Origin of the sequence: Pseudomonas sp. UMAB-08 (assembly GCF_900095225.1) — a bacterium.
In the GTDB taxonomy this organism is placed as follows: Bacteria; Pseudomonadota; Gammaproteobacteria; order Pseudomonadales; family Pseudomonadaceae; genus Aquipseudomonas.
On record NZ_LT607417.1, the window covers coordinates 270,753 to 292,757 of the forward strand.

At 58.2% G+C, this 22,005-nt stretch carries 20 protein-coding genes and 1 pseudogene; 9 read left to right on the forward strand and 12 right to left on the reverse strand.

The window, feature by feature from the left end; genetic code table 11:
- Positions 1-409 precede the first annotated feature (409 nt).
- From K0F75_RS09160 to K0F75_RS09175, 4 genes are all read left to right on the forward strand, one after another.
- Positions 410-2,182 (forward strand): N-acetylglutaminylglutamine amidotransferase, encoded by a 1,773-nt coding sequence (locus K0F75_RS09160; protein WP_219061555.1) that lies wholly within the window; start codon positions 410-412, stop codon positions 2,180-2,182.
- 3 nt (positions 2,183-2,185) lie between these two features.
- Entirely contained in the window at positions 2,186-3,934 is a 1,749-nt protein-coding gene (ngg, locus tag K0F75_RS09165) for an N-acetylglutaminylglutamine synthetase (RefSeq protein ID WP_219061556.1), read from the forward strand.
- A gap of 25 nt (positions 3,935-3,959) precedes the next feature.
- Positions 3,960-5,156: an osmoprotectant NAGGN system M42 family peptidase gene (locus K0F75_RS09170; protein ID WP_219061557.1), complete on the forward strand. Its 1,197-nt coding sequence runs from the start codon at positions 3,960-3,962 to the stop codon at positions 5,154-5,156.
- 109 nt (positions 5,157-5,265) lie between these two features.
- A complete protein-coding gene (locus K0F75_RS09175) occupies positions 5,266-5,493 on the forward strand; it encodes a YheU family protein (protein WP_219061558.1) in 228 nt (75 codons plus the stop codon).
- A 6-nt stretch (positions 5,494-5,499) separates the two neighbouring features.
- Here K0F75_RS09175 and csrA read toward each other — a convergent pair whose 3' ends face one another.
- From csrA to K0F75_RS09195, 4 genes are all read right to left on the reverse strand, one after another.
- Positions 5,500-5,694, reverse strand: a complete 195-nt coding sequence (csrA, locus tag K0F75_RS09180; RefSeq protein WP_219061559.1) for a carbon storage regulator CsrA — start codon at positions 5,692-5,694, stop codon at positions 5,500-5,502.
- A 178-nt stretch (positions 5,695-5,872) separates the two neighbouring features.
- Positions 5,873-6,205: a YnfA family protein gene (locus K0F75_RS09185; protein ID WP_219061560.1), complete on the reverse strand. Its 333-nt coding sequence runs from the start codon at positions 6,203-6,205 to the stop codon at positions 5,873-5,875.
- Between the two features lie 109 nt (positions 6,206-6,314).
- Positions 6,315-7,130, reverse strand: a complete 816-nt coding sequence (locus K0F75_RS09190; RefSeq protein ID WP_219061561.1) for an SDR family oxidoreductase — start codon at positions 7,128-7,130, stop codon at positions 6,315-6,317.
- A gap of 106 nt (positions 7,131-7,236) precedes the next feature.
- Complete coding sequence (locus tag K0F75_RS09195) at positions 7,237-7,614, reverse strand: DUF2784 domain-containing protein (protein WP_219061562.1); 378 nt, start codon at positions 7,612-7,614, stop codon at positions 7,237-7,239.
- Between the two features lie 145 nt (positions 7,615-7,759).
- Here K0F75_RS09195 and K0F75_RS09200 point away from each other — a divergent pair, with 145 nt between their 5' ends.
- On the forward strand, positions 7,760-7,918 hold the full coding sequence (locus K0F75_RS09200) for a DUF3309 family protein (RefSeq protein ID WP_020290439.1): 159 nt from the start codon (positions 7,760-7,762) through the stop codon (positions 7,916-7,918).
- 124 nt (positions 7,919-8,042) lie between these two features.
- On the opposite strand, the gene K0F75_RS09205 is transcribed toward K0F75_RS09200, so the two are convergent.
- The 3 genes from K0F75_RS09205 to K0F75_RS09215 all read right to left on the reverse strand — a co-directional run bounded on the left by K0F75_RS09205 (position 8,043) and on the right by K0F75_RS09215 (position 11,116).
- Positions 8,043-9,701, reverse strand: a complete 1,659-nt coding sequence (locus K0F75_RS09205; protein ID WP_219061563.1) for a cation acetate symporter — start codon at positions 9,699-9,701, stop codon at positions 8,043-8,045.
- On the reverse strand, positions 9,698-10,009 hold the full coding sequence (locus tag K0F75_RS09210) for a DUF485 domain-containing protein (RefSeq protein ID WP_219061564.1): 312 nt from the start codon (positions 10,007-10,009) through the stop codon (positions 9,698-9,700). The genes K0F75_RS09205 and K0F75_RS09210 overlap by 4 nt, the downstream gene beginning before the upstream one ends.
- Positions 10,010-10,261: 252 nt before the next feature.
- On the reverse strand, positions 10,262-11,116 hold the full coding sequence (locus K0F75_RS09215; protein ID WP_219061565.1) for a glycine betaine ABC transporter substrate-binding protein: 855 nt from the start codon (positions 11,114-11,116) through the stop codon (positions 10,262-10,264).
- Between the two features lie 368 nt (positions 11,117-11,484).
- On the opposite strand from K0F75_RS09215, the gene K0F75_RS09220 reads away from it, so the two are divergent.
- Positions 11,485-13,038, forward strand: coding sequence for a glycosyl hydrolase family 17 protein (locus K0F75_RS09220; protein WP_219061566.1), 1,554 nt, complete (start codon positions 11,485-11,487; stop codon positions 13,036-13,038).
- A gap of 573 nt (positions 13,039-13,611) precedes the next feature.
- Here K0F75_RS09220 and K0F75_RS09225 read toward each other — a convergent pair.
- Positions 13,612-13,983, reverse strand: coding sequence for a hypothetical protein (locus K0F75_RS09225; RefSeq protein WP_219061567.1), 372 nt, complete (start codon positions 13,981-13,983; stop codon positions 13,612-13,614).
- A gap of 239 nt (positions 13,984-14,222) precedes the next feature.
- Here K0F75_RS09225 and K0F75_RS09230 point away from each other — a divergent pair, with 239 nt between their 5' ends.
- From K0F75_RS09230 to K0F75_RS09240, 3 genes and pseudogenes are all read left to right on the forward strand, one after another.
- The gene (locus K0F75_RS09230) at positions 14,223-15,521 is read left to right on the forward strand and encodes a serine/threonine protein kinase (RefSeq protein ID WP_219061568.1); all 1,299 of its coding nucleotides are present in this window, start codon (positions 14,223-14,225) and stop codon (positions 15,519-15,521) included.
- Positions 15,514-16,317 (forward strand): VacJ family lipoprotein, encoded by an 804-nt coding sequence (locus tag K0F75_RS09235; RefSeq protein WP_219061569.1) that lies wholly within the window; start codon positions 15,514-15,516, stop codon positions 16,315-16,317. The genes K0F75_RS09230 and K0F75_RS09235 overlap by 8 nt, the downstream gene beginning before the upstream one ends.
- Before the next feature lie 214 nt (positions 16,318-16,531).
- A pseudogene (locus K0F75_RS09240) lies at positions 16,532-17,377 on the forward strand (pirin family protein); the annotation flags it as partial.
- A 127-nt stretch (positions 17,378-17,504) separates the two neighbouring features.
- On the opposite strand, the gene K0F75_RS09245 reads toward K0F75_RS09240, so the two are convergent.
- The 4 genes from K0F75_RS09245 to K0F75_RS09260 all read right to left on the reverse strand — a co-directional run bounded on the left by K0F75_RS09245 (position 17,505) and on the right by K0F75_RS09260 (position 21,973).
- Entirely contained in the window at positions 17,505-17,687 is a 183-nt protein-coding gene (locus K0F75_RS09245) for a hypothetical protein (RefSeq protein WP_219061570.1), read from the reverse strand.
- A 169-nt stretch (positions 17,688-17,856) separates the two neighbouring features.
- Entirely contained in the window at positions 17,857-19,023 is a 1,167-nt protein-coding gene (locus K0F75_RS09250) for a lactonase family protein (RefSeq protein WP_219061571.1), read from the reverse strand.
- A 111-nt stretch (positions 19,024-19,134) separates the two neighbouring features.
- Complete coding sequence (locus K0F75_RS09255) at positions 19,135-21,564, reverse strand: glucose/quinate/shikimate family membrane-bound PQQ-dependent dehydrogenase (protein WP_219061572.1); 2,430 nt, start codon at positions 21,562-21,564, stop codon at positions 19,135-19,137.
- A 94-nt stretch (positions 21,565-21,658) separates the two neighbouring features.
- The gene (locus K0F75_RS09260; protein ID WP_219061573.1) at positions 21,659-21,973 is read right to left on the reverse strand and encodes a DUF5629 family protein; all 315 of its coding nucleotides are present in this window, start codon (positions 21,971-21,973) and stop codon (positions 21,659-21,661) included.
- Between the last annotated feature and the right edge of the window lie 32 nt (positions 21,974-22,005).

Consider the following 22,005-nt stretch of genomic DNA (forward strand, 5'->3'; position numbering starts at 1 on the left):
ACCTTACGTAATTTCCACGCTTTTTCTTATACCGGTATGTGCCCGGAGGCGTTGACGGCCCTGTGCTGTAGCGAGGTCGACCGACGACAGCGAACCGCCCGACCTTGCCGGAGACTCATCAATGGAAGCGTCTGGAAAAAGCCCCCAACCAAGACCACTCGGGAAGTTCTATTGAACGATCGGGCGCTGCATGTACTCGAAAAAACACGACCACTTACGGCGGCGCGCTCTGATGATGTGCTTGCGCCGGAAGGAACGGGTGAAAGATCAGAGCACTATGTCCGTTCCAAAACAGGACCTGACCGCTATGGGTTGAGCGTGCTGCGAACACCTGGTTGAGGTATCGCAGTGGGTATGTGCCAAGCACCCATAGCCCTGGAAGGTCCGGAACACATAGGGTTTAAGCACCATGTGCGGATTAGCTGGAGAGTTACGTTTCGACCATCAACCGGCAGACCTCGCGGCGGTTGAACGGATCACCCATCATTTGGCCCCTCGCGGCCCGGACGCCTGGGGCTTTCATAGCCAGGGGCCTATCGCGCTGGGTCACCGTCGACTGAAAATCATGGACCTGTCCGAAGGCTCGGCACAGCCCATGGTCGACAATCAGCTCGGACTGGCGCTGGCGTTCAACGGTGCCATCTACAATTTCCCGGAACTGCGCGCTGAACTGGAAGCACTCGGCTATCCGTTTTATTCCGACGGCGACACCGAAGTGCTGCTCAAGGGCTATCACGCCTGGGGCGTCGATCTGCTGCCCAAACTCAACGGCATGTTTGCCTTCGCCATCTGGGAGCGTGACACCCAGACCTTGTTCATGGCGCGCGACCGGCTGGGCGTAAAGCCGCTCTACCTGTCACACACCGACAAGCGTCTGCGGTTTGCCTCATCGCTGCCTGCGCTGCTCAAAGGCGGCGATATCAGCCCGATGCTCGACCCGGTCGCGCTGAACCACTACCTGAACTTCCACGCAGTGGTTCCAGCGCCGCGTACCCTGCTCGCGGGCATTGAAAAACTGCCACCTGCCAGCTGGATGCGCATCGACGCCAGCGGCAAGTCAGAGCAAAAAGTCTGGTGGCGCCTGCCCTATGGCCCACGCGCCGACGAAGCGAATCTGACCCTCGAAGACTGGACTGACCGGGTGTTGGACAGCACCCGTGATGCCGTGGCGATTCGTCAACGTGCCGCGGTGGAGGTCGGCGTTTTGCTGTCTGGCGGCGTCGACTCCAGCCTGCTGGTCGGCCTGCTGCGTGAAGTCGGGGTCAAGGAGCTGTCGACCTTTTCCATCGGTTTTGAGGATGCCGGCGGCGAACGCGGTGACGAATTTCAGTATTCCGACCTGATCGCTAAACACTACGGCACTCAACATCACCAGTTACGCATCAACGAAAGCGAAATCATCGAGCAGCTGCCTGCGGCGTTCCGCGCCATGAGCGAGCCGATGGTCAGCCACGACTGCATTGCCTTCTATCTGCTGTCGCGTGAAGTGGCCAGGCACTGCAAGGTGGTGCAGAGCGGGCAAGGCGCTGATGAGCTGTTCGCGGGGTATCACTGGTACCCACAAGTGGACGGCGCCAGCGACCCTTATGCGGCCTATCGCGCGGCGTTCTTCGACCGCACGTATGACGAATACGCCGCCACCGTGCAACCCCAATGGCTGACCGCCAATGATGCGGCGGGCGACTTTGTTCGCGAGCATTTCGCCCAACCCGGCGCTGACGCCGCAGTGGATAAAGCACTGCGTCTGGACAGCACGATCATGCTGGTCGATGACCCGGTGAAACGTGTCGATAACATGACCATGGCCTGGGGTCTGGAGGCGCGTACGCCGTTTCTCGACTATCGCCTGGTCGAACTGTCGGCCCGAGTGCCGGGGCGCTTCAAGTTGCCCGATGGCGGCAAGCAGGTACTGAAAGAAGCGGCGCGGAGGGTGATCCCGGCCGAAGTGATCGACCGCAAAAAAGGCTATTTCCCGGTGCCGGGGCTTAAGCATTTGCAGGGCGACACGCTGAATTGGGTACGCGACCTGTTGCTCGACCCGAGCCAGGACCGTGGCCTGTTCAACCCGGCCATGCTCGACAAACTGCTGACCGATCCCGAGGGCGGATTGACCCCCTTGCGCGGCTCCAAACTGTGGCAGCTCGCAGCGCTGAACCTGTGGCTCAGCGAACAAGGACTTTGATTGATGAAACAGAATGCTTCGGCTTTTAGCCAACGCCTGTTGCGCGGTCAGGCGCCCTCTTATGAGCGCCTGCAAGCACGCTTCGCGGAAGACGGCAGCGAGCCTGACGCCCAACCTCTGGCCCTGCATTGCGGCTGGGGCCGGCTGCTGATCGGGCACACCTACCCTGACCCCGCGACGCTGGCTAACGACTTGCTCAATGAGAAGCCCGGTGAGCGTGACATCGCCCTGTACGTCGCGGCGCCCCAGCAGGTGCTGGCGCAATCACCACAACAGCTGTTCCTCGACCCGTCCGATACCTTGCGTCTGTGGTTCAGCGATTACCGTCCGGCACAGCGGGTGTTTCGTGGTTTTCGCATTCGCCGTGCGCAGAACGATGCGGACTGGCAGTCGATCAACAACCTGTACCTGGCGCGGGGCATGCTGCCCATCGACCCCGCCCTGCTGACCCCACGCCATCACGGTGGGCCGGTGTACTGGATTGCCGAAGATGAGAGCAGCAATGCGGTGATCGGCAGCGTGATGGGCCTCAATCATCAAAAAGCCTTTCATGACCCGGAAAACGGCAGCAGCCTGTGGTGCCTGGCGGTGGACCCGCAATGCACCCGGCCGGGTGTGGGCGAAGTACTGGTGCGGCATTTGATCGAGCACTTCATGAGCCGTGGCTTGAGCTACCTTGATCTCTCGGTGCTGCATGACAACCTGCAAGCCAAAAACCTGTACGCCAAGCTCGGTTTTCGCAACCTGCCGACCTTCGCCATCAAGCGCAAGAACGGTATCAATGAAACCTTGTTTCTCGGGCCAGGACCACAGGCGGACTTCAACCCCTATGCGCGGATCATCGTCGAAGAAGCCCATCGACGGGGTATCGACGTACAGGTCGATGATGTCGATGCCGGCCTGTTCACCCTCAGTCATGGCGGACGGCGTGTGCGCTGCCGTGAATCCCTGAGTGACCTGACCAGCGCCGTCAGCATGACCCTGTGCCAGGACAAGAGCATGACCCACCGAGCGCTCAAGGCAGCAGGTTTGAATTTGCCGGCCCAGCAATTGGCGGGCAACGTCGATGACAATCTGGAGTTTTTGAACGAACACGGGCAGATCGTGGTCAAGCCGCTCGATGGTGAACAGGGTCATGGCGTCGCCGTGGACCTGCGCACGATTGAAGACGTCCAGAAAGCCATCGAGCGCGCCCGCCCGTTCGACAGCCGGGTGTTACTCGAGAGCTATCACCCGGGGCTGGATCTGCGCATCGTGGTGATTGGCTTCGAGGTGGTGGCTGCCGCCATCCGCCGACCGGCCGAAGTCATCGGTGATGGCCACCATGCAATTGGCGCGCTGATAGAGGCACAAAGTAGACGCCGAGAGGCCGCTACATCGGGGGAAAGCAGCATTCCGCAAGATGAAGAAACCCAACGCACAGTGCGCGACGCAGGGTTCGACTTCAATACCGTGTTACCACCGGGTAAGCGCCTGGCGGTCCGACGCACCGCCAATTTGCACACCGGCGGTTGCCTGGAAGATGTAACTGCAATCCTGCACCCCGTACTCGCCGATGCGGCAGTCCGTGCGGCCCGAGCGCTGGACATTCCGGTGGTGGGCCTGGATTTGATGGTGCCCGCCGCCGACCAGCCGGAGTACGTGTTTATCGAAGCCAACGAACGGGTCGGGCTGGCCAACCATGAACCCCAACCGACCGCCGAACGTTTCGTCGACCTGCTGTTTCCACACAGCCTGCCTGCACACAGCTAACCGCATCGCTTCAGGAGCGCCCCTCATGACCCCTGCAAAAATCCTCGAACCGGATCTGAATTACCTGCAGAAAGTCCTGCTGGAAATGCTCGCGATCCCCAGCCCGACCGGATTCACCGACACCATCGTGCGTTACGTCGCCGAACGTCTGGAAGAACTGGGCATTCCCTTCGAGCTGACCCGGCGCGGGACCATTCGCGCCACCTTGAAGGGCAAGCAAAACAGCCCCGACCGTGCCGTCTCAGCACACCTGGACACCATCGGCGCCAGCGTACGAGCCGTGCAAGACAATGGGCGCCTGTCCCTCGTACCGATAGGGTGCTGGTCGAGCCGCTTCGCCGAAGGCAGCCGGGTCAGCGTATTCACTGACACCGGGGTGATACGCGGCAGTGTCCTGCCCTTGATGGCATCAGGGCATGCGTTTAACACTGCGGTGGATGAAATGCCGATCAGTTGGGACCATGTCGAGCTGCGTCTGGATGCCTACAGCACCACCCGTGCCGACTGCGAATCGCTGGGCATCGGCATCGGTGATTTCGTCGCGTTCGACCCCCTGCCGGAGTTTACTGAAAGCGGGCATATCAGCGCGCGACACCTGGACGACAAGGCTGGCGTCGCGGCCTTGCTGGCTGCACTTAAAGCGATTGTCGACAGTGGCGCCGAGCCGTTGATCGACTGCCATCCGTTGTTCACCATCACCGAAGAAACCGGTACCGGTGCGGCAGGTGTACTGCCGTGGGATGTCAGTGAGTTCGTCGGGATCGATATTGCCCCGGTCGCCCCGGGTCAGCACTCCAGCGAACATGCGGTGAGTGTCGCGATGCAGGACTCAGGAGGTCCGTACGACTACCACCTGTCGCGGCACCTGTTGCGTCTGGGGGCCGAGAACGAACTGCCGGTACGCCGGGATTTATTCCGCTACTACTTCAGTGATGCACACTCTGCCGTCACGGCCGGGCATGACATTCGTACCGCCCTGCTCGCCTTCGGCTGCGATGCGACCCATGGGTATGAACGCACCCACATCGACAGCCTCAGTGCCCTGAGCCGTCTGCTGGGCGCCTACATGCTTAGCCCGCCGGTGTTCGCCAGCGATGCACAACCGGCAAAAGGGTCGTTGGAACGCTTCAGCCACCAGCTCGAACATGATGCCCAGATGGAATCCGACACCCGGGTACCGGCGGTGGAGAGCTTGATCGGTCAGCGCGCCGAGGAGGTTTGAGGCGTTGGGCGGTGGGAAACCTCCTGCCGCCCGGATGGAAGCACCGCCCAGGGATGTAGCCTGCCGACCTCAACCGCGCTAGCATCGCGGGAATTCATGCGAGAACACCATGCTGATTCCCTACGACCAACTTGAAGCCGACACCCTCACCCGCCTCATCGAAGATTTCGTCACCCGTGACGGCACCGACAATGGCGACGAGACACCGCTGGAAACCCGCGTACTGAGGGTGCGTCATGCCTTGGGCAAGGGTCAGGCGGTGATCGTATTCGAACCGGAAAGCCAGCAGTGTCAACTGATGCTCAAACACGACGTGCCCAAGGAATGGTTCGACTGATACCGGTCACGCCGTGGGCTCCGGCTCTTGCTCCGCCAGACGACTGGCCATGCGCATGAAGACTTCCGCTCGATTGATTTTGATGTGCTTGGGTGCGGTAATACCTAGCCGGACCTGATTGCCGTTCACGCTCAGAATCTGCACGGTGATGTCATCACCAATTGAAAAGGTCTCTCCAACTTCTCGCGTCAATATAAGCATTTTCCCCACCCTTTTTTGTTACAAAGAGCAAAGATTGCACGGCGAAATCGGCCTCTTCAATGCATCTGAAGTAAATCAGTAATGCCCTTCATGCCCGCCAGACCGATCCTACGGAATCGGCCCAACTGCCGACCAAAACTATAGGAGAAGTCCGCAGCGCGGGCAGGTTTTGGGTTTCTCAGGCGTTGGACAATCGCGGGCCGAACAAGATGATGCTGGCGCCGATCACGCAGAGTGCAGCACCCAGCCAGTCGGACGTCAGTGGCCGAACCCGCTCGATCAGCCCCAGCCAACCAATGGATGCCACGATATAAATGCCGCCATAAGCCGCATAGGCGCGTCCGGCGTAAGTGGCTTCGATTCGGGTCAGCAGCAACGCAAACAGTGTCAGGCTGAGCAGCGCCGGCAGCACCCATAACACGCTCTTGCCCATGCGCAACCACATCCAGAATGCATAACAACCGGCGATTTCGAACAACGCCGCAAGAAAAAACCACAGATAGTTGAGCACGTCGGCATCTCGTCAAGGTTGCTGGGGCAGATTCCGGCAACCCTAACTGCATGCCGGGGCTGGAGCAAGTCGGCGATACCGCATCAGTAAAGCGCGCCCCGGTTGCTGCTTACTCGCGACCCTGCCTGGCCTTGCTGCGCATTTTGTCGGCCATGGAAATCATCTCGTCGTAGAGCATCTGCGGGTTCTTCTGTTTCAGCTGCCAGGCCATGCGTCCTTGCTCGTGGGGCAGGATCATGAATTCACCTTGGGCGACATGCTCAAAGATGTAGTCGGCAATATCGCTGGCAGTAATCGGCGAGCTTTCCAGCAGTTTGCCAACCTGGGCTTTCATCGCCGGGGTTGGACCACGGAAAGAATCGAGCAGGTTAGTCTGAAAAAACGACGGGCATACCACGTGAACACTGACTTCCTGTTGATGCAGTTCGACCAGCAGGCTTTCCGACAGCGCCACGACGCCGGCCTTGGCCACGTTGTAGTTGCTCATGGCCGGGCCCTGCATCAAGGCAGCCATTGACGCGATATTGATGATCTTGCCCTTGCTCGCTTCCAGCAACGGTAAAAACGCCTTACAGCCCTTGACCACGCCCATGAGGTTGATCGCGATCTGCCAATCCCAATCCTCAAGCGACAGCTCGCTGAAAAATCCACCGGAAGCAACGCCCGCGTTGTTGACGATAACGTCTATGCCGCCAAACTTTTCTTCGCAGGCTTGGGCGAAGGCGGTCAGCTGGCTGTAATCCCGCACATCACAGCGTTGGATAAAACCATCGCCACCGACCTCGCGTACTGATTTAAGGGTTTCCTGCAAGCCAGGCTCATTGACGTCCGACAACGCCAACTGCCAGCCTTCGCGGGCCCAGCGCAGCGCGATTTCGCGACCCAGGCCTGACCCGGCGCCGGTGATCATCATGCGATTTTGCATAGGAAAATGCCTTGTTGTTCTGGGGAAGATGAGTCGCAGTGTAGCGAAGGTCATCCCCGTAACACCTCACCATCCAATTGCTGAATACCAAGGGCAAACCCACGGATTATAAGGCGTTGCGCTGACGCCGATGGCGCCTTACCACGCAGAAATAGACCACCCCGTTGATCACCACTACCCCGGCGCCTAACCACAACTGGGTCTGCGGCGTCAGCCCTGCGGGGTAGATCAGCGGAATCAGGTAATGCTCGATAAACCCACCGCTGAAACCTTGATCACCGGCCTTCACGCGCAATCCATTTTCCAGCGGCGTAAGCGGGCAGTACAGATGAAATACCTCGACAGCCGCGCCCCATGCAACCGCCGGAAGGTGCAGCGCAATAAGCCCGCGCCAACGTATTGCCAGTAATCCACCGAACAAGGCAAAGACAATAAACAGCACATGCATGAGGACAACGGCATCGGCGGCAATGCGATACAGCATCGTTCTGCCCTTCGTGAAATATTACGACACCGTCCACGGACTTTTTTTAAACAGCCGCAGTCGGATCATTTAAGCAGCACACACTTTACGCATTGGGCGTTAAATGCGTGAACTGCGGAAGCCACTCACCAAGAAGGAACTCGTCATGGGCATCGGCACAATTCTTATCATCATCCTGATACTGCTACTCGTTGGCGGTCTGCCGGTATTCCCGCACTCCAGGAGCTGGGGTTATGGGCCATCGGGCATCATCGGGACTATTCTGGTCATCCTGTTGATACTGGTCCTGCTCGGCAGGATCTAGTCCTCTGGCTGCAGAACGCCCCGCTTTTATAGCGGGGTTTTTTATGGTTTAGCAAAAACAATCATTTTTCACGCCCATAAAAAAAGCAGCCCGAAGGCTGCTTTTTTCATGACATCAACAGACGTTAGTGAGCAACGGCGCCGGTGGCACCCAAGCCAGTCTGCGAGCGGACAAATTGTGGGAGGAACAAGGCACGTTCTCCCTCTGCCGCTTTGGACTTGTCGGTGATGGAGAAGAACCAGATACCGATGAACGCGATGGCGATGGAGAACAGCGCCGGGTATTCATACGGGAAGATGGCTTTCTCGTGGTGCATGATCGTTACCCAGATGGTTGGGCCAAGGATCATCAAGCCTACTGCGCTAACCAAGCCCATCCAGCCGCCAATCATGGCACCACGGGTGGTCAGGTTTTTCCAGTACATGGAAAGCAACAGGACAGGGAAGTTACAGCTTGCCGCGATGGAGAACGCCAGGCCAACCATGAACGCGATGTTCTGGTTTTCGAACAGAATGCCCAGGAAGATAGCCAGGACACCCAGTGCGAGAGTGGTGATCTTCGATACCCGAATCTCATCTTTCTCGTTGGCTTTGCCGCCCTTGATCACGCTGGCATACAGGTCGTGAGACACCGCTGTTGCGCCGGCCAGGGTCAAGCCTGCTACCACCGCCAGGATGGTAGCGAAGGCCACCGCAGAGATGAAGCCCAGGAACAAGCTGCCACCGACCGCATCGGCCAGGTGAATCGCTGCCATGTTGTTACCGCCCAACAGCGCGCCAGCAGCGTCTTTGAAGGCCGGGTTGGTGCTTACCAACAGGATCGCGCCGAAGCCGATGATGAAGGTCAGGATGTAGAAGTAGCCGATGAAGCCTGTTGCGTAGAGCACCGACTTGCGAGCTTCTTTAGCGTCGCTCACGGTGAAGAAGCGCATCCGGATGTGTGGCAGGCCAGCGGTACCGAACATCAGTGCCAGACCCAGAGAGAACGCCGACACAGGGTCTTTCACCAGGCCGCCCGGGCTCATGATCGCTTCACCTTTAGGGTGAACCTTGATCGCCTCGGAGAACAGGGTGTTGAAGTCGAAGTTAACGTGTTTCATGACCATGACAGCCATGAAGGTTGCACCCGACAGCAGCAACACCGCTTTGATGATCTGAACCCAAGTAGTTGCCAACATGCCGCCAAACAGCACGTACATGCACATCAGGACGCCCACCAGAATCACTGCAATGTAGTAGTCCAGACCGAACAGAAGCTGAATCAGCTTGCCGGCACCGACCATTTGCGCGATCAGGTAGAACGCAACCACCACCAGAGAGCCGCAGGCAGACAGCGTGCGAATCTGTGTCTGGCCGAGGCGATAGGACGCCACGTCAGCGAAGGTGTATTTGCCCAGGTTACGCAGGCGCTCGGCGATCAGGAACAGAATGATCGGCCAACCCACCAGGAAGCCGATCGAGTAGATCAGGCCGTCGTAGCCGGTGGTGAACACCAGCGCGGAAATCCCCAGGAACGAAGCTGCCGACATATAGTCACCAGCAATCGCCAGACCATTTTGCAGACCGGTAATTTTACCGCCCGCCGAGTAATAGTCTGCCGCCGACTTGGTGCGCTTGGACGCCCAGTAGGTGATGCACAGGGTGAAACCGACAAACACCACAAACATGGCAATAGCGGCAACGTTCAGCGGTTGTTTTTGCACTGCGCCTGTCAGCGCTTCAGACGCCCACAGAGTCGGCGCGAACACAGCAAGGCCAAGGGCCGATAGTAGTCGCCGGATCATTGTTTGGCCTCCTTCAGAATCGCTTTGTTCAGGTCATCAAATTCACCGTTCGCACGGTATACATAGATCCCGGTGAGGACAAACGCTGAAAGAATCAGCCCGACCCCGATCAGGATTCCCCACGTGATTGATGATTCGGGGCTGATTTTGCCCCCGAGAACCGTTGGTGCATAAGCGATTAAAAAGATAAAGCCCGCATACAACCCAAGCATGATCGCTGAAAGAATCCAGGCGAACCGCTCTCTTTTGGAGACCAGCTCCTTAAACAGGGGGCTGTTTTGAATCGAGATGTAAATGCTGTCGTTCATTATTTTTGTCCTCGCAGCACAGATGAGTTTGAACGAATTACACTTTAGTCTGCTCGTGAGCGCACTCCAGACGACCTTAGTATTAGAACGACATTAGCTAACGGCGCGCGACAATGCACGTCTATATGAATAACGCAGGGAATGATTCAGCGAGGGAGGTCGGAAAGCGCACAGCAAAAGGAAGGCAAAAAGCCACCTGGCAGCGATGCCAGATGGCCTTGAAAGGTGCGACGTAGACGTGTTTAAGCGCTTTTACTTAGTCCACTCGGCAACACGTTCCGGGTGCTTGGCAACCCAGTCTTTCGCGGCGACTTCAGGCTTGGTGCCGTCCTGGATCGCGAGCATGACTTCGCCGATTTCATCCTTGGAGTTCCAGGAGAATTTTTTCAGGAAGGCCACCACTTCAGGTGCCTTTTTCTCTAAACCCTTGCTGCCGATGCTGTTCACCGTCTCGGCTGCGCCATAAACGCCTTTTGGATCTTCAAGGAAGCGCAGTTTCCACTTGGCAAACATCCAGTGCGGAACCCAGCCAGTGACGGCAATGGATTCATGCTTTTCTTCAGCACGGGTCAACTCGGCAATCATTGCAGCGCCGGAGCTGGCCTGCAATTTGTAGCCATCCAGGTCGTAGTCCTTGATCGCTTGATCGGTCTTCAGCATCACGCCTGAACCGGCGTCGATACCCACGATTTTTTTCTTGAAGGAGTCATCGGTTTTCAGGTCGGCAACACTTTGCGCTTTGACGTATTCCGGAACGATCAGACCAATCTTGGCATCTTTGAAGTTAGGACCGTAGTCGACAACCTTGTCCTTGTTCTTGGTCCAGTACTCACCGTGCGTGACTGGCAACCAGGCAGACAGCATCAGGTCGAGTTTACCGGTCGCAACGCCCTGCCACATGATCCCGGTCGCAACCGGCATCAGCTTGACGTCATAACCGAGCTTCTGCTTGATCACTTCAGCGGCCACATGGGTCGTGGCGACGCTGTCGGACCAACCATCGACATAGCCGATGCTCAGGGTTGATTTTGTTTCTGCAATCGCCAGCGTGGAACTGATCGCAAGTACCAGAGCGGCACCTGCGCCAAGGATTCGTCGAATCTTCATCGTTACTTCCCCGAAAGTGCTAAGCCCGACGACTGTCGAGCATGTTTAACGTTGTTTTTAGGGACCGCAGTTCATGCCCGGCTTTGGAGCGCTGCCGCCCCTTCACGCTTCGCCTGTTCACCTGCACAGACACATGTACCGTGCTGGCACCTTGATAATCAACCTGCGGGGGGATGCCTCCTGCTCTGTCAGCGACCTCAAGGCACCGAGAAACGACATCACCAATCCATCAACGACAAACGACTCTAAATAAGTGGCCAAGTCCGCCCGAACTTTGCATGTCCCTCTTCAGGTCAGCGCCAAAGAGCTTATCCTGCCCTGGAAAAATACAGGTAACATGCCGGCCTCAGCCCCATTACGGCCCCATCATGCCTGCGATTTCCCGCTTTCCCGTTGCACCTTATCTGTTCGCTTGCCTGCTTGGTCTGTTCGCCCTTTGCGGCTTCTGGTATGGACTGGGGAAGCCGGTGATTCTGCCGGACGCGGCCACGCCCACGCACAAACTGCAGTGCGCCTCGTACACCCCGTTCGACAAGGATCAATCGCCGTTCGACCAGCCCTTCAAGCTGCGACCAGAACGGATGGATGCCGACCTGGCCCTGCTCGCCACCCGCTTCCAATGCATTCGCACCTATTCCATGACCGGCCTGGAAGCCATTCCGGCGCTCGCGCGCAAACACGGGCTGAAGCTGATGCTAGGCGCGTGGGTTAACGCCAATCCCGTGGACACCGCCAAGGAAGTCGACGCACTGATCGCTTCGGCCAATGCCAACGCTGACGTGGTCACTGCGGTGATCGTCGGCAACGAAGCACTGTTGCGCAAGGAAGTGACCGGCTCGCAGTTGGCAAAGCTGATTCTTCAGGTCAAGGGCCAGGTCAAGCAACCGGTGACCTACGCCGACGTGTGGGAGTTCTGGCTGCAGTACCCGGAAGTCGCGCCTGCAGTGGATTTTCTGACCATCCATTTGTTGCCGTATTGGGAAGATGATCCCAAGGGCATCGACGACGCCCTGGAGCATGTCGCACAGATTCGTCAGATCTTCGGCAGTCGCTTTGCGCCCAAAGACATCGTAATCGGCGAGACCGGCTGGCCCAGCGAGGGTCGTCAGCGAGAAACCGCTGTGCCGAGCCGAGCCAACGAAGCGCGATTCATTCGCGGTTTTGTCGCCATGGCCGAACAGAACGGCTGGCACTACAACCTGATCGAAGCCTTTGACCAGCCGTGGAAACGTGCCGCCGAAGGCGCGGTTGGCGGTTACTGGGGATTGTTCGATGCAGACCGCCAGGAAAAAGGCGTGCTGGCAGGCCCTGTTTCCAACCTGCCTTACTGGCCTTTCTGGCTGGCCGTCAGCGGGCTGTTATTTGCGATGACGCTGACGGTTGCTGGCCGCGTGTCCACCACACGCGCGGCGTTGGTCTTACCGCTGCTGGCCGCGCTGGGTGCTTGCTGCATCGGCACTTGGGGCGAGCTGGCACGGATTACTAATCGCTTTGCGGGCGAATGGGTCTGGGCCGTGCTGCTGGTGGGTTTGAACCTGCTGGTGCTGACCCATGCCGCGCTGGCGCTCTCGGCCAAAGACGGCTGGCGGACTCGCGCATTCCTGTGGTTTGAGGCCCGTGCCGGTTGGTGGGTAACCGCCACCGGGTTTGCCGCGGCGGTGATGATGCTGGCCATGGTGTTTGACCCGCGCTACCGCAGCTTCCCCACGCCGACCCTGCTGCTGCCCGCCTTGTTCTATCTGTTCCGGCCGGTGCGTGTTCCGCGTCGGGAAGTCGCGCTGCTGACGTTCATCGTCGGTGTCGGTATCGCGCCGCAGTTGTTCCAGGAAGGGCTCGCCAGCCAACAGGCATTGGGCTGGGCATTGGTCAGCCTGCTGATGACCGCTGCGCTGTGGCGTTGCTTGCGGGTCCGCCACGCCTGAACAGCCTTTGAGTGTACCCATTGTGTTACCGGCCACACAAAGGCCGGTACCCAATCGGGTAACACGGAAACAAATGCTGATGATTTTTATCGACCGCACCAATACGATTTTATCTAAGTCACTGTTTTTAAACGAATTTTAAAAACTGGCACGGCTCATGCTATATCTCTTGCACAACAAAAATAAAAACTAAGCAGCAACCCAATAAAAACAATACGTATCGGCTCTGACATAACAAGAACAACACGGACAGAGACGCAGCTAACAGATTTTTTTGGAGTGGAAAGGCTTTACCGGGGTTTCGATCCCGCAACCTGGCAGAGAACAATAAAACTACCTCAGGTAGCTACCAACGGGTTGGATCGCATCAGTGATCAAAGCAAGTCAGCGCTCAAAAAAATACGTTTGCTCTTGATCCCCAATGGGGATCGCACAAAACAGCAGTAAAGGGACAGGTCGCCAAAAACAAGAACAGGCCGCCCTACAATAATAAAAAAAGAGCACGCAATACGATTAGAGGGGAGCCTAGGCTCCCCTCAGTGCTGTCTAGGGTTTGAGATTCTGGATGTGGAATCAGCGCACAGCGCGCGGCGCTCTGACCAACCGCAACCCGGCAATCACCACGGCAAACACGGCAAGGCTCGCACTGTAGAGCACCAGTGCCGGAATCCCGAGCAGTACCGCCAGCACTGCCAAACCCCATCCGGCGCGACCTGGCACACAGAACGCGATGACCGATGTCACCAACGCCGCCCAGGCGATCACCCCGAAATGAATCATCAACCCAAGGCTCGAACGCATCTGGCATTCCCAGTTCAATGCCTCGTTGGCGCAGAGGCCGACCCAGCGGGCATCTTCCATCAACGAATAGCGTAAGCCATAGCTGGCAGCAAGCCAGAGCGGCAGAACGATCAGCAGCGCAATCAGTGGCAGACGACGGGACATGCAATACTCCAGAAACCAGCGCGGCCGAAGCCGAAAACGGCGCCCAGCATAATCGCCCGACACCCGTATGCAAGGGGCTCCACCAATAATAAGACTAGCTGTACTGTCAGTTAATGGTACAGAACGTGTATCGTCTCAAACCTATACACGGCGTTCGCTTGAAAGTGCGGCACTTTGGCACTACACCCGTGGTCATAGCCTGCGTACCTCACTCAGCACTTTTCCCAAGGGATTTAGTCATGCTCCGTTTTCTGCGCTGCGCTGCCGTTTTCGGCGGCCTCATTTTGAGTGCGTCCGCTCTGGCGGTCGATGTCGACCCGACCAGTTATGGCTTTCCCCTGACCAACCCCTTCGAAGCGACCATTGCCACAACGCCTCTGGAGCTGCGTCCAGACCTGCCGGCCGATGCCGATATCGATCAAACCGATTACACCCTTAACTTGCGCCCTGAGCGCGACTTCACGCTGCCTGACAATTTCTGGGCGGTGAAAAAACTGCGTTATCGTCTGGCCAAGCAAGATCATCCGGCTCCGTTGGTCTTTTTGATTGCGGGCACCGGCGCGCCATACACCAGCACGCTCAACGAATTCCTGAAGAAGCTGTACTACGGCGCTGGCTATAACGTCGTGCAGTTATCGTCGCCCACCAGCTTCGACTTCATGAGTGCCGCCTCGCGCTTTGCAACACCCGGGGTTTCCAGGGACGACGCGGAAGACTTGTATCGGGTGATGCAGGCCGTGCGTGCCCAACAAACAAACTTGCAGATCACTGATTACTACCTGACGGGTTACAGCCTGGGCGCACTGGATGCGGCCTTCGTCGCCCACCTGGACGAAACCCGACGCAGCTTCAATTTCAAGCGGGTGCTGCTGCTCAACCCGCCAGTCAACCTCTACACCTCGATCACCAACCTCGACAAACTGGTACAGACCGAGGTCAAGGGCATCAATAACAGCACCACGTTCTACGAACTGGTACTGGCCAAGCTGACCCGCTACTTCAAACAAAAAGGTTACGTCGATCTTAACGACGCGGTCCTTTTTGACTTCCAGCAGTCCAAGCAGCACCTGACCAATGAACAGATGGCGATGCTGATCGGCAGCACCTTCCGTTTCTCGGTGGCCGACATCGCCTTCACCTCCGACCTGATCAACCGCCGTGGGTTGATCACTCCGCCCAAATACCCGATCAGTGAAGGGACCAGCCTGACCCCGTTCCTCAAGCGAGCGCTGCAATGTGATTTCAATTGTTACATCACCGAACAGGTGATCCCGATGTGGCGTGCCCGCACCGACGGCGGCAGTCTGCTGCAACTGGTGGATCAAGTGAGCCTCTATGCGCTCAAGGATTACCTGCACAACAGCCCGAAAATTGCCGTGATGCATAACGCCGACGATGTGATTCTCGGCCCTGGCGACCTCGGTTTCCTGCGCAAGACGTTTGGTGACCGCTTGACTGTTTATCCCTACGGCGGCCATTGCGGCAACATTAACTACCGCGTCAACAGCGACGCCATGCTGGAGTTCTTCCGTGGCTAAACATCTCTTGTTTGTCGCTGCTTTGTTGTGCGCAGGCGTAACCCATGCCGCCGATGTACCACCCGCCGCCCACCCCCCGACTGTTGCCAGGGTCTCCAATCCGGACGGTTTCACCGAACCGTTGAAGTCGCTGAAATTCAACCCGGGCCTGGACCAGCGAGAGTTCGAACGCGCAACCCTCAACGCCCTCAACGTCTATGACCCGTTGGAGTCGTGGAACCGTCGGGTGTATCACTTCAACTATCGCTTCGATGAGTGGGTATTCCTGCCGGTGGTCAACGGCTATCGCTACATCACACCGAACTTTTTGCGCTCCGGCGTCAGCAACTTCTTCAGCAACCTGGGCGATATCCCGAACCTGTTGAACAGCCTGTTCCAGTTCAAGGGCCAACGCTCGCTGAACACCACGGGCCGACTGCTGCTCAATACCACGATCGGCGTCGCCGGGCTGTGGGATCCGGCAACCATGATGGGCCTGCCGCGTCAGAGCGAAGACTTTGGTCAAACGTTGGGCTTCTATGGCTTGCCAAGTGGTCCGTACCTGATCCTGCCAATCCTCGGGCCATCGAACCTGCGTGACACCGCGGGCCTGGTTTTCGACTTTACGGCCGAATCGCAGATCAACTTCCTCAACGTCGCCCAGGTCAGCGACGACCACCCGGAAATCTACCTGTTGCGGGCTATCGACCGGCGCTACACCAACAGCTTCCGCTATGGTCAGGCGAACTCACCGTTCGAGTACGAGAAAGTGCGCTACGTCTACACCGAAGCGCGTAAGTTGCAAATTGCCGAGTAAGCAACTGAGCAACTGAGCAAGCGTCACAAAAAGGCCAGCCTGAGTAACAGGCTGGCCTTTTTATTGCCCGCCTTTTATTGCCCATCACGATCAACTGCCGCTGACAGGGGAAAGCATCAGAATAATTGATAACCAAGACATAAAAATCGCACCCTTCCCTCGGCCAGACAGGCATAGCATGGTTGCCATTCCCACCTGAACAGGAGCTGCCTTGATGACTCAATTTCGCAACGTGCTGGCGATTCAAGCCGGTCAGCCTACTTCCGACGGTGCCGGCGTGCGCCTGACACGGGTGTTCGGCGGCGAAAGCATGGAGCTGTTCGACCCGTTCCTGATGCTCGATGAGTTTGGCTCGGACAAACCCGACGATTACATTGCCGGTTTCCCTGCGCACCCGCACCGTGGTTTCGAGACGGTCACGTACATGCTTGAAGGTCGGATGCGCCACGAGGATCATCTGGGCAACGTAGGGCTGCTCGAAGGGGGTGGCGTGCAATGGATGACGGCAGCCCGCGGGATTATCCACAGCGAAATGCCTGAGCAAGAGGAAGGCGTGATGCGCGGTTTTCAGCTGTGGCTCAACCTGCCGGCCAAGTCCAAGCTCAACCCCGCCAGCTATCAAGACATTCAACCGCAGAACATTCCCCGGTTGACCACGCAGGCTGGCGTGGAAGTGGTCGTGATTGCCGGGCAGTTCGACGATGGTCAGGTGCAACAGGCGGGTGCGGTGCAGCGCCCGGATACCGAACCGTTTTATTTCGACCTGCACATCCCCGCAGGCGCGAGCGTCAGCCCGCAGATTCCACAGGGTCACCGCGTGCTGCTGTACGTTTACGAGGGCACCCTTGAACTTGCAGGTCAGCCACAAACAATCGACACCTGCCGTCTGGCACGTTTATCTGACATCGGTGAGTTGCAACTGCACAGTGCCTCGGGGGCGAAGGTGTTATTGATCGCAGGCAAGCCGTTGCGTGAGCCCATCGTGCAATACGGCCCGTTCGTGATGAACACCCGTGAAGAGATCGAGCAGGCATTGCGTGACTTTCGCGATGACCGCCTGATAGACCGCGTAGCCGTTGGCATTGCAGAGAGGACGGATGACGCAGCATCCATAAAAACGCGGACGAATCCATTCCCCGTTATCGGTCTTATCGTTAACGGGGAATGGATTCATTTCAGAGAGGTGTTCATTGCTGGGTTTTGTGATCCAGTGCCGCGTAGAAATGGGCGCTCTGTTGCAGATACTTGGTGGTGTAGCTTTGGGTGATGTTCGATTTTTTATCGCTGATCTCGACACTGGCGCTGGCAGGCAGGGCGACAGTGGCAGAGATGGCGGACGCTGCAATGACAGAGAAGATATTGAAGTTCATGTCGTAAGCCTCGGATGTTCGGGTTGGGTAGCTGCCGTTTTAGGCCGTGACTCAAACTTACGCCCGGGGGTCCGATCTCAGAAATGCTTTGTACTGGTAGCCCATATCAACTCAATTAATAACAGGCTGCAGCGCCCGAAAACCGGGGCTCAAGCCTGTTATACGCGGGTTAGCGGGTGAGGAATCTGAAGTCCGAAGGTGAGTCGACGTCGATTTTTTGCACGGTTTCGCCCAAAAGACCGGTCTTCGTATCGCGGCGGAGAATGACGACCTGGTTGCTTTTCTGATTGGCAATCAACAGAAAATGACCAGTGGGGTCAATGCTGAACTCACGCGGCTCGGTGCCCTCGACCGAGCGCCGCTGGATTTCCTTGAGCTGGCCGGTGGCCGGGGCAATGGCAAACACCACTAACTGATTGGCCTCTCCCCGATTGGCGACGTACAAAAATTTACCGTCCGCCGAGCTGTGCAGGCCACCTGCGCTGTTTTTCTGCTGCGCGCTCTTGTCCGCCAGATCAATCAGCTGGGTGCGCTTGAAAACCCCGTCGTGGTAGTCGAACAGCGCCACCTGCGCCGACATCTCCAATGTCAGGTAGGCATGCTTGCCGTCGTGACTGAACAGCACGTGGCGAGGCCCGCTGCCCGCAGGTAATTCCACCGCCGGGTTTCTGGCGGGTTGAAGGGGTTGCCTGGCCTTGCTGTCGTAGCGGTAGACAAACAGCTTGTCGGCTCCCAGATCACTGGCTATCAGGTACTTGCCGTCCGGTGTCGGTACGACCGAGTGCACATGGGACGACGCTTGGCGCTCTGGATCGACGTGGCTGGCCGGATGGGTGCTGGTTTGCGCCACGGCGGACAGCTTGCCGGACGTATCCACCGGCACCACGGCCAGCGCGCCGCCCGGATCGGGGTGCACGGCGTAGTTGGACACGAACAGAAAGCGTCCGTCGGGGCTCAGGCTGGAATGGGTCGGCTCATCGCCCTTGCTCTCGACCTGATTGATCGGTGTCACTTCATGGCTCTTGCCATCGATGGCGAAGCTGCTGACCTTGCCCACCGTGTCGCGCTGGCCTGGACCGTTCTCATTGACCACAAACAGGCGGCGCTGATCCTTGGAGAGCGTCAGCCAGGACGGGTTTTCGCTTTTGATCACTTGCCGCGGTTGCAGATCGATCTTTCCACTCTGACTGTCGAAACGATAGCGGTAGATGCCTTCACTTTTACCTTGGGTGTATGACCCCACCAGCACATCGTAGTCAGCGACGTTTTGCGCTAGAACGGGGAAAGCGCTGATCCCGCAGACCATCACCAGCCAGGGCAGAGTTTTACGGTTCATGAGCAGTTCTCTAATTGTTGGAGGTGTTGGGCGCCCTACATGGCCAATCGCGCCATGGCCATCGGTTCTATGACAGCGCCCGTGATGCAATCGTTTTATCGCGGCGTGCTATCAAGGCTTGGGCAGCGCAAAGGCCATCACGTAATCGCCCTTCCGGGTGCCGAGCGAACCATGACCGCCGGCCACAATCAGCACGTATTGGCGACCGTCTCCACCGGTGTAGGTCATGGGCGTGGCTTGACCGCCCGCTGGCAGACGGCCCTCCCATAGCTGCTTGCCGTTGCGGATGTCGTAAGCCCGCAGGTATTGGTCCAGTGTACCGCCGAGGAACGACACGCCACCGGCGGTGCTGATCGTGCCCCCCATGCTCGGCACGCCCATGGGCAAGGGAATCGGCAGCGGCGCACTGTCGCGGACCGTACCGTTCTTGTGTTTCCAGATCACTTTGTGGGTGGTCAGATCAACCGCCGCAACGTAACCCCAGGCAGGTGCCTGGCACGGCAAACCCAAGCGCGAAAGCAGTGGCGACAGGATCACCCCATACGGCGCGCCTTTGTTCGGCTGCACGCCTTGGGTTTCACTTTTGCGTGCCGGGCCGCCCTGCACGGCGGAGCGTGGCACCAGTGTCGAGACGAAGGCCATGTAATTGGGCGAGAGAAAGGCAACCTGCCGCATAGGATCGACGGAGATGCCGCCCCAATTGAAGACGCCGACATTGCCTGGATAGATGATCGAACCCTGAGTCGAGGGTGGCGTGTAAATCCCGTCATAGCGCAGCGAACGAAACGTGATGCGACACAGCATCTGATCAATCGGGGTCACGCCCCACATGTCCGCTTCGCGCAGGCGCGGCGGCATCATGTTCAACGCCGACATGGGCTGGGTCGGCGAGGTGAAGTCACCCTCCACGGCGCCCTGCGGCACAGCGGTTTCCTTGATGGGCACGATGGGCGTACCCGTGCGACGATCGAGGACATAAATGCTGCCCTGCTTGGTCGATGCCAGCAGTGCAGGCTTGATCCCGCTCTCGGTCTTGAGGTCCATCAGCGTCGGCTGCCCGCCGACGTCCATGTCCCACAGGTCATGGTGAGTGAACTGAAAGGTCCAGCGCACCTTGCCCGTGGCAATGTCCAGCGCGGTCACGCCAGCGCTGTACGGTTCAGGCTGCTGGCGATCACCGCCCCACTGATCCGGCGTATGGTTGCCCATGGGCAGGTAGAGCATGCCCAGCTTTTCGTCGACGCTCATCACCGACCACATGTTGGGCGAGTTGCGGGTGTAGGTCAGGCCGGGCAGGATCGGCTCGGTGTTGTCGGGGTTGCCGCTGTCCCAGTTCCACATCAGCTTGCCGCTGCGCACGTCGAAGGCACGAATCACCCCCGACGGCTCGTCGATGGATTCATTGTCGGTCACATGTCCGCCAATGATCACCAGATCGCGGGTGACCGCAGGTGGCGATGTCGAGTAATACCCACCCGGGGTGAAGTCCCCGATATTGCGGGTCAGATCGACCGAGCCTTGATCGCCAAACGCTTCGCACAGCGTGCCGTTATCCGCGTTCAGGGCGATCAACCGGGTATCTGCGGTGGGCACGAAAATGCGCCTGGGACAGGTGTTCGTCACAGCCGCGACAGCTTTGCCGGAGGGGGTTTTGCCAGAAGACGCTTTACCATCAGGGAGTGAGGGATACGCCCCGACGTCATGGTAGGCCACGCCACGACAGGTCATGTGCGCCCAACCTTTGAAGTTGGCGGCATTCTGCGTACTGAGTTTGGGGTCGAAGCGCCAGATTTCTTTGCCAGAATCCGGGTCCAGGGCGATCACCTGACTGTGCGGCGTGCACAGGTAGAGCATGCCGTTGACCTTGAGCGGGGTGTTCTCGGCAGTGGTTTCCTGCGGATCGTTGGGGCCCGGCAGATCGCCAGTGCGAAAAGTCCACGCAAGTTGCAGTTGATGCGCATTGTCCGGGGTAATTTGCGCCAGGGGTGAATACCGGTCACCGAACGCACTGCGTCCGTACGACTGCCAATCGCCGTCAGGCTGCTTTGGCGCACTCTCCTGCACACCCGCATCAGCACGTGCCAACTCACCCTTGATCTCATCGTACTGTGTGTATTGACTGGCCCACGCTACAGCACCGGCAACCAACACTGCCAGGCTCAAGCTGGCAGTTGAAAACCGTTGATAGTCCGGCCTCAAAGGACGCCGGACTGCCGGCAGCAACAGCACGATGCCGAGGACAAACCACAAGGACAAGCGCGGAACCAGCTGCCACCAATTCAGCCCGACTTCCCACCACGCCCACAGCGTGCTGACGAGCAGCAGCACGGCGTACAGCCCAATCGCCGCACGCCGCGCCAGAATCAGCAACACCCCGCTCAACGCAAAGCCAGCCCCGGCAAGTGCGTAGTAAAACGACCCGCCCAACTGCGCCAGCTTGACGCCCCCGGTCACCATGACCAGTCCTAACGCCAGCAACACCATCCCGACCAGAGTCGGTAACAGGCCCGCGCGATTTTTTGTTGCACCTTGGGTGCTCATAGTGGATCTCCCTATCGTTTGTGGCTCAAATCCTTTGGGCCGATGTGAAACGCAGTATAGCCGCCGTAGGAGATTCGACCCCCACCGACGCGAATCAGTCCCGCCCGGAAGCGTCGTCGACGTCGACGTCTTCGTCCGCATCATCATCGCTTGGCGTAAACGCGCTCAGGCACACGATCCGGTGATCAGCGTTGTCATCGCTGAGGGTCCAGCTCTGCAATTGCGTATCAAACGTCGCAGCCTGCACCTGCGCCAGGCTGAAACGCCAGAATTTGCGCTCGCGACCGTCTATTGCCTCGATCTCCAGATGGTCGTCGCCCAGGGAAAACTCCCAGGCATGCAGCCCGTCAATTTCCAGCATGTTAGACGTTTGCAAGGCCGCAAGCAGGGTTTGGTTAGTGCTGGTCATAACGTTCAATCGCCTGAGTTAAAGGACGAATG